The organism is Xanthomonas sp. fls2-241-TYG-148 (genome assembly GCF_030208815.1).
Classification (GTDB): domain Bacteria; phylum Pseudomonadota; class Gammaproteobacteria; order Xanthomonadales; family Xanthomonadaceae; genus Xanthomonas; species Xanthomonas campestris.
In genome coordinates, this window is the sequence record NZ_JARVTE010000001.1 from 1,060,644 (window position 1) to 1,067,522 (window position 6,879).

A 6,879-nucleotide genomic window follows, 5' to 3' on the forward strand; every position below is an offset into this window, starting at 1 on the left:
CAAAGACAAAACCCGGCACAAGGCCGGGTTTTGTATGAAGCAGCTAGCGGTCCAATTAGTTCTGGACGTTCAGCTCGGTACGACGGTTCTTCGCACGGCCTTCCGGATTGTCGGAACCATCCGGGTTGGCGTTCGGAGCAATCGGACGGCTCTCGCCGTAGCCGATCGGACCAACCAGACGCGACGCATCAACGCCGTTCTTGGTCAGGTAGTCATACACGGTCGTCGCACGACGCTCGGACAGCTTCTGGTTGTACTCGTCGGTGCCCTTCGAGTCGGTGTGACCGGCAACCTCGACCTTCAGGTCGGGGTAACGCTTCAGGATCTCGGTCGCTTCGCTCAGGATCGACACAGCGTCCGGACGCAGGGTCGACTTGTTGAAGTCGAAGTTCACGCCCTTCAGGTCGATCGACACAGGCACCGGGCAGCCGTCCGGACCGATGGTCTGGCCAGGCTGGGAGGTCGGGCACTTGTCGTCGCAGTTGTTGACGCCGTCACCGTCGTCATCCAGATCGGCGCAGCTCGGAGCAACCGGAGCCGGAGCCGGCGGCGGAGCCGTCGACGGAGCAGGTCCCAGCGGGATCACGACGCCGACCGAAGCCAGCACGTCGCCGAACCAGTCTTCCTGCGGAGCAGCAACGCTCTGGTCATTGAAGTCGGCGCGGTAGGCCAGTTCGGCACGCACGGCAACGCGCTTGTCGAAGGTGGTCTGCAGACCCACACCAGCCTTGGCGGCAAAGTTGCCGTCCTTCTGCTGGCCCGGCGAAACCGGGTTCGGGGTGGCGTCGAACTCTTCTTCCGAACGCTGATAGCCCAGACCGAACAGCAGGTAGGGGTTCCAGCCGCGGCCTTCTTGGATGAAGTGGCGACGCAGGTCGAACGAGATGCCGTACTGGCTCCAGTTCTGGTCCTGGTTGGCATCGAAGTTCGGGTTCTGATAGTTCAGCTCGCCGTCGATCGACCAGTTCGGGCTAACGAACTTGCCCAGACCCAGGGTGACGAACGGAGCATCATTGGTCAGACGATCGCTGTCCTGGAAGTTGAAGCCAGCGCTACCGGTCAGGTACCAACGGTCATCGAACTCCTGCGCGGAAGCAGCCTGGGCAACCGCCAGACCGCCGAGCAACGCGGCAGTGAGAATTTTCTTGTTCATGTATACAGCTCCTTCTTTGGGAGATAAACCGATAGAGGCGTTGTTCTTGGTAAAAGATGCTCGTCACATCCAGAGCCATCGGGGCGCAGATTAAGCCGGGCTTAGTGAAGATCGCGTTAACGGTCATATAACATGTGAAAGCAAATGCCGCCCGCCGCAAACGCTGCTAATCCTACGTATACAGCTTTATGAGGAGTGCGACCGGGCACCCAGTTCGGACATGCAGTGCAGATGAACGCCACCCCAATTTATCCAGTTGAATACGTCGCTTGAACGCCTGGGGCAGGTGCGTGAAGACCGTGTCCAAGTGCACGTTGGTGAACGGAAAGGCCCGCCCGACCTGAATTGTGGGGTTGGTGGTTGCGGTGAACTTCCCACACAACGCACCCTGAACTCCCCACCAGGAGCGCTCCGATGAAAGCCGTCGCCCTCACCCATTACCTCCCGATCGACGACCCCGCGTCACTGCTTGACATGGACCTGCCAGCGCCATCCGCGCCGGCCGGGTATGACTTATTGGTACGTGTTGAAGCGGTGTCGGTGAATCCGGTCGATACCAAGCTGCGCGCGCCCAAGGCGCAAACCCTTGCCGCCCCGAAGGTACTGGGCTTCGACGCCGCTGGCGTGGTTGAAGCCGTGGGCCCGGACGTCACCGCGTTTGCGGTCGGCGACGAGGTCTATTACGCAGGAGATAGCGGGCGCCAGGGCAGCAACGCCGAATATCATTTGGTGGATGCGCGCATTGCCGGCTGCAAGCCGACGTCGCTGAGCTTTGCGCAGGCCGCCGCGATGCCACTGACCACGCTCACTGCGTGGGAACTGCTGTTCCAGCGCATGCCGTTCGCGTTCGACGGCGCGCGCAACCGTGGCAAACATTTGTTGATCATCGGTGGCGCCGGCGGCGTGGGATCCATCGCCATCCAGTTGGCGCGGCATGCGGGCTTCACCGTCATCGCCACCGCGTCGCGGCCGGAAACCGTTGAATGGGTCCGCCAGATGGGCGCGCAGCATGTGATCGATCACCACCAGCCACTGCACCCGCAATTACAGGCCATCGGCCTGGACCAGGTGGACGCGGCGCTCAACCTGGCCGATACGGACCGCTACTGGGCGCAGCTGGGCGAGATCCTGGCGCCGCAGGGGCATGTGGGGCTGATCGTGGAGCCACGCGGCCCGTTGCCGATCGGCGACCCGTACAAGTCCAAGTGCATCGGCATCCACTGGGAACTGATGTTCACCCGTGCGCGCTATGCCACGGACGACATGGTCGAGCAGCACCGTATTCTCAATCGCGCGGCCAGCCTGATCGATGCCGGTGAGCTGCGCACCACCCACACCGAGACACTTTCGCCAATCTGTGCGCAGACCCTGCGCGAGGCGCACCGCCGCCTGGAAAGTGGCAGCACCATTGGCAAGCTGGTGGTGGCTGGTTGGTGATGGCGGTTGCACCGAGTGGGTGGAGCTGCGGCGGCGAGGTGGGCCTCAGCTACGCGCTTATGGTTGCGGGTTGCGGGTTGCGGGTTGCGGGTTGCGGCATGAGCGTGCCCTCCCGCCCGCCAAAAGACCGGTATCGCGACACAATTTTTGACGGTCATGCGCTGGCTTGTTTCGATCTGTGGCAAGCCCGAGTACATGCGTTCGCGCCCAGGTGCGCTCCTACGTGTTCCAGATAGCCTGACGACAGCGAGCGGTGGCCAAGCCTCGACGGAGGACGCGGCGAATGATCGACACCGTAGCGATCTACGTGTTGCGTGCCTGCCTGGAACAACCAGACGCGCTCCACGTCGTAGGAGCGCACCCGGGCGCGACCGGCAGGAATGGCCGGCCAGGTTTGGCTGGATGCACAGCACCCTTCCGCCACCCAACACCTTCACTAGCGGCACCAGCAGTGCTGCTCAGATGCGACTTCCGGCAACCGCGCAAGGCATGCAGCCGCACGCTGCCGCGGAAGATCGGGGCAAGCCCGCCTAGACCCTGCCCCGCGCCCCTCCGGCACGACCGACAGCCCAGCACCCGCACCCAGGGCTTGCCGACGCGGCCGTTTGCCTGCATCGTGCGCACTCCGTACGCCAGCGTATCCATTTATGTCGCCCGCCACCGGCCTGTCCGACTCCCCGTTCCCGCACCTGTTCGCCCCGCTCGATCTGGGCTTCACGCAACTGCGCAACCGCGTCCTGATGGGCTCGATGCACACCGGTCTGGAAGACCGTGCGCGCGACTTCCCGAAGCTGGCCGCGTATTTCGGCGAACGTGCGGCTGGCGGCGTCGGGCTGATCGTCACCGGTGGGTTCTCGCCAAATGTTGTCGGGTGGCTCAAGCCGTTCGGCGGCAAGCTGTCCTGGCCGTGGGAAGTACGCCCGCATCGGCAAGTAACCGCGGCGGTGCATTCGCACGGCGCCAAGATCTGCCTGCAGCTACTGCACGCCGGGCGCTACGCATACCACCCGTTGTCGGTGGCACCTTCAAAGCTCAAGGCACCGATCAACCCCTTCACCCCGCGGGCGTTGTCGGCTGGTGCGGTGGATCGGCAGATCGGTGCCTATGCACGCGCCGCACGGCTGGCCCGCGAGGCCGGCTACGACGGCGTGGAAGTGATGGGATCAGAAGGCTATCTGATCAATGAATTCACCGCCGCGCGCACCAATCGGCGCAGCGACGCCTGGGGTGGCGATGCCGCCAAGCGCATGCGGTTTGCGGTGGAAATCGTGCGCCGTATCCGCGAGGCCTGCGGGCCGGACTTCATCATCATCTACCGATTGTCGCTGGTGGATCTGGTGGACGGCGGCAACCAGTGGCAGGAGATCGTGGCGCAGGCGCAGGCGATCGAGGCCGCCGGTGCAACCATCATCAATTCGGGCATCGGCTGGCACGAAGCACGCGTGCCCACCATTGCCACATCGGTACCGCGCGCGGCCTTTGCCGGCGTCACCGCCAAGCTCAAGCCGCACGTCGGCATCCCGGTGGTGGCGACCAACCGCATCAACATGCCCGAAGTGGCCGAGCGCATCCTGGCCGATGGCGCGGCCGATATGGTCTCGCTGGCACGCCCGCTGCTGGCCGACCCGCAATGGGCCAACAAGGCCCGCGCCGGGCAGCCGCACACCATCAATACGTGCATCGCCTGCAACCAGGCCTGCCTGGATCACGTGTTCGAAAACAAATTGGCCAGCTGCCTGGTCAACCCGCGTGCCGTGCACGAAACCGAACTGGTCTACACACCGACCACCGCACCCAAGCGCGTGGCCGTGGTCGGCGCGGGCCCTGCGGGCCTTGCCTGCGCAACCGTGGCGGCCGAGCGCGGCCACCAGGTGACCCTGTTCGATGCGGCTGATGAAATCGGCGGGCAGTTCAATGTGGCCAAGCGCATCCCGGGCAAGGAAGAGTTCCAGGAAACCCTGCGCTATTTCGACCATCGCCTGCAGGCGACCGGCGTGCAGCTGCGGCTGCGCACGCACGTACAGGCAGGCGACCTGCAGGCATTCGACGAGATCGTGCTGGCGACTGGCATCGAGCCGCGCCGGGTGGATTTTCCTGGTGCGGATCATCCGATGGTGGTCAGCTACCTGGACGTGGTGCTGGGCCGGCATGAGGCGGCCGACAAGGTCGCCATCATCGGCGCGGGCGGCATTGGCTTCGATGTGTGCGAATTTCTGGTGCACAGCGGTGTGTCGCCGTCGCTGGACGTGGCGCGCTGGATGGCCGAATGGGGTGTGGACCCCAGCTTCGAAACGCGTGGCGCACTGGCCAAGCCGCAGCCGGAACCGCCGGCACGCCAGGTCTGGCTGTTGCAACGCAGCCCGGGGCGCCCCGGCGCGCGCCTGGGCAAGACCACCGGCTGGATTCACCGCGCCGCCCTCAAGGGCAAGGGCGTCAAGATGCTCGGCGGGGTCGAGTATCTGGGTGTGGACGACACCGGCTTGCGCATCCGCGTGGATGGCAGCGAGCAAGTGCTCGACGTAGGCACGGTGGTGGTGTGTGCCGGACAGGAGCCACGCCGCGAGCTGCTCGCAGCCCTGCAGGCGCTCGGCAAGCAACCGCATCTGATCGGCGGTGCCGACGTGGCGGCGGAACTGGATGCCAAGCGTGCAATCAACCAGGCCAGCCGGCTCGCGGCGCAGCTGTAGCGCTGCACGCCCAATACTTCGCCCCCGCTCCGTCGTGCCTCGACGCGGGCGGGCGAGCAGGCATTCATCGCTGCGTTCAGGACACTGGCGCGGCAAATCGCGCAGTTCTTCTTCCTGACGCGTCGCTGCGCTATAACGCCGGCATGCACGCGCCCCGTCCCCTGCCCTTGTTGCCGGCTCTACCGGCGGCAACGCTGCGGGCCTATGCCGGTGCGCACTTCGGCAAAAGCCTGCTCTGGTATACCGGCGAGCTGCTGCTGATCTTCGCGCTCACTGAGCATGCCGGCCTGGATGCAATCGCAGCCGGCTGCGCGGTGGCAGCTGGCCTGCTCCTCAGCGCGGCAATGGGCCTGCTCGCCGCGCGACGTTGGGGCGCGGGCACCAGCCTGGCGTGGGCGGGGCGATCGCAATGGCGCGGCATCGCGCTGGCGGCACTGAGCTTGTTGTTGCTGTTCCTGGTGCCGCTGCTGCCGGCCAGCATGCGCCTGGGCTGCGTGCTGCTGCTCAGCCTGCCCTTCCGTGCTGCCTACGCGGTGGGCGACGTCGCACAGAATGCCTTGCTGGGGCTTGGGCGTTGGCCCTGGCGCGGCGCGCGCGGCGTCAGCGCGCTGCGGCTGATCGGCAGCGGCCTGGCGGCAGTGTCGATCAGTGCGGCGATCGGGTTGGTGCTGCAGAGCCACCAGCCGTCAGCGCCCTGGACCGCGTTGATGGTGGTTGCAGTGGTCAGCAGCATTGCGCTGTTGTCAGCTGCATGGCTGCGTCAGGCATTGCGCCCCTACACCCAGGCTCTTGCCCCAGCGCCACGCACAGTGCCGGTGACAGCTCGGCAGGCCGATCAGCTGTCGACGTTTGCAGTGATGGCGCTGCTGTGCTGTGCCCTGCCCACCTTCACCAAGTTGGCGCCCTATCTCGCGCAATCGCGCATCGGTGCGCCAGGCTGGTGCAGCGCCATCCTGATGGGCTACGCACTGGGAACAGTTGCTGTGCAGCCGCTGGCCGCACGCTGGCGCACTAACGCGCTGCCGCGTCTTGCAGGCAGCGGCGCGGTGCTGGCGGCTTTGGGGATGAGCTTTGCGGCCGCCGCAGGTCATGCGCTGTGGCTGGACACCGCCATGGCCTTCGGCATGGGGATGGCAGGCGGCAGCGCCGGGCAATGGGTCTGGGCGCGCCATGCCGAACTGTCGTGCCAGCAGCCGGCACAGCATGCCGCCGGCGTCGCGCGACTCGCCGCCTGCGCGCAGGTGGCCCTGGCACTGGGCAGCATCTTGATCGGGCTGATGCTCAATCTCGGGGACGGCCACGGGCGTGGTCACGTCGACCTGGCCTGGGCCATGGCAGCGGGCCCGATGCTGTGCGGAACTGGCTGCCTGCTGCTGGCGTATGCCAACGGGCTACGCAATCGACTCAACCGAAGACCGCTTGCAAAATCGGGGCTCGCGCCGCGACGTGGTTGATCGCATTGACCTGTGGCATGCACCGCATGCGAATTCGTAGCTAGCTACTCAGTTTACTGCCACGCCCCTGATTTTTCAGACAGCTGGCTTGGCCTTAGAACCTGTTCACGATCTTTCCTGATCAGTGCAGACTATGCGGATGCGCCAA

4 protein-coding genes are annotated in these 6,879 nt (G+C 65.3%); 3 read left to right on the forward strand and 1 reads right to left on the reverse strand.

What is annotated here, in order from left to right; genetic code table 11:
• Positions 1–55: 55 nt before the first annotated feature.
• Positions 56–1,153, reverse strand: coding sequence for an OmpA family protein (locus QRM60_RS04780; protein ID WP_103699515.1), 1,098 nt, complete (start codon positions 1,151–1,153; stop codon positions 56–58).
• Between the two features lie 414 nt (positions 1,154–1,567).
• On the opposite strand from QRM60_RS04780, the gene QRM60_RS04785 reads away from it, so the two are divergent.
• The 3 genes from QRM60_RS04785 (at position 1,568) to QRM60_RS04795 (ending at position 6,731) form a co-directional block, all read left to right on the forward strand.
• On the forward strand, positions 1,568–2,590 hold the full coding sequence (locus QRM60_RS04785) for a zinc-binding alcohol dehydrogenase family protein (RefSeq protein WP_012439101.1): 1,023 nt from the start codon (positions 1,568–1,570) through the stop codon (positions 2,588–2,590).
• A 647-nt stretch (positions 2,591–3,237) separates the two neighbouring features.
• On the forward strand, positions 3,238–5,277 hold the full coding sequence (locus QRM60_RS04790; RefSeq protein ID WP_115572581.1) for an NADPH-dependent 2,4-dienoyl-CoA reductase: 2,040 nt from the start codon (positions 3,238–3,240) through the stop codon (positions 5,275–5,277).
• 143 nt (positions 5,278–5,420) lie between these two features.
• Positions 5,421–6,731, forward strand: a complete 1,311-nt coding sequence (locus QRM60_RS04795; protein ID WP_115555504.1) for an MFS transporter — start codon at positions 5,421–5,423, stop codon at positions 6,729–6,731.
• Positions 6,732–6,879 lie beyond the last annotated feature (148 nt).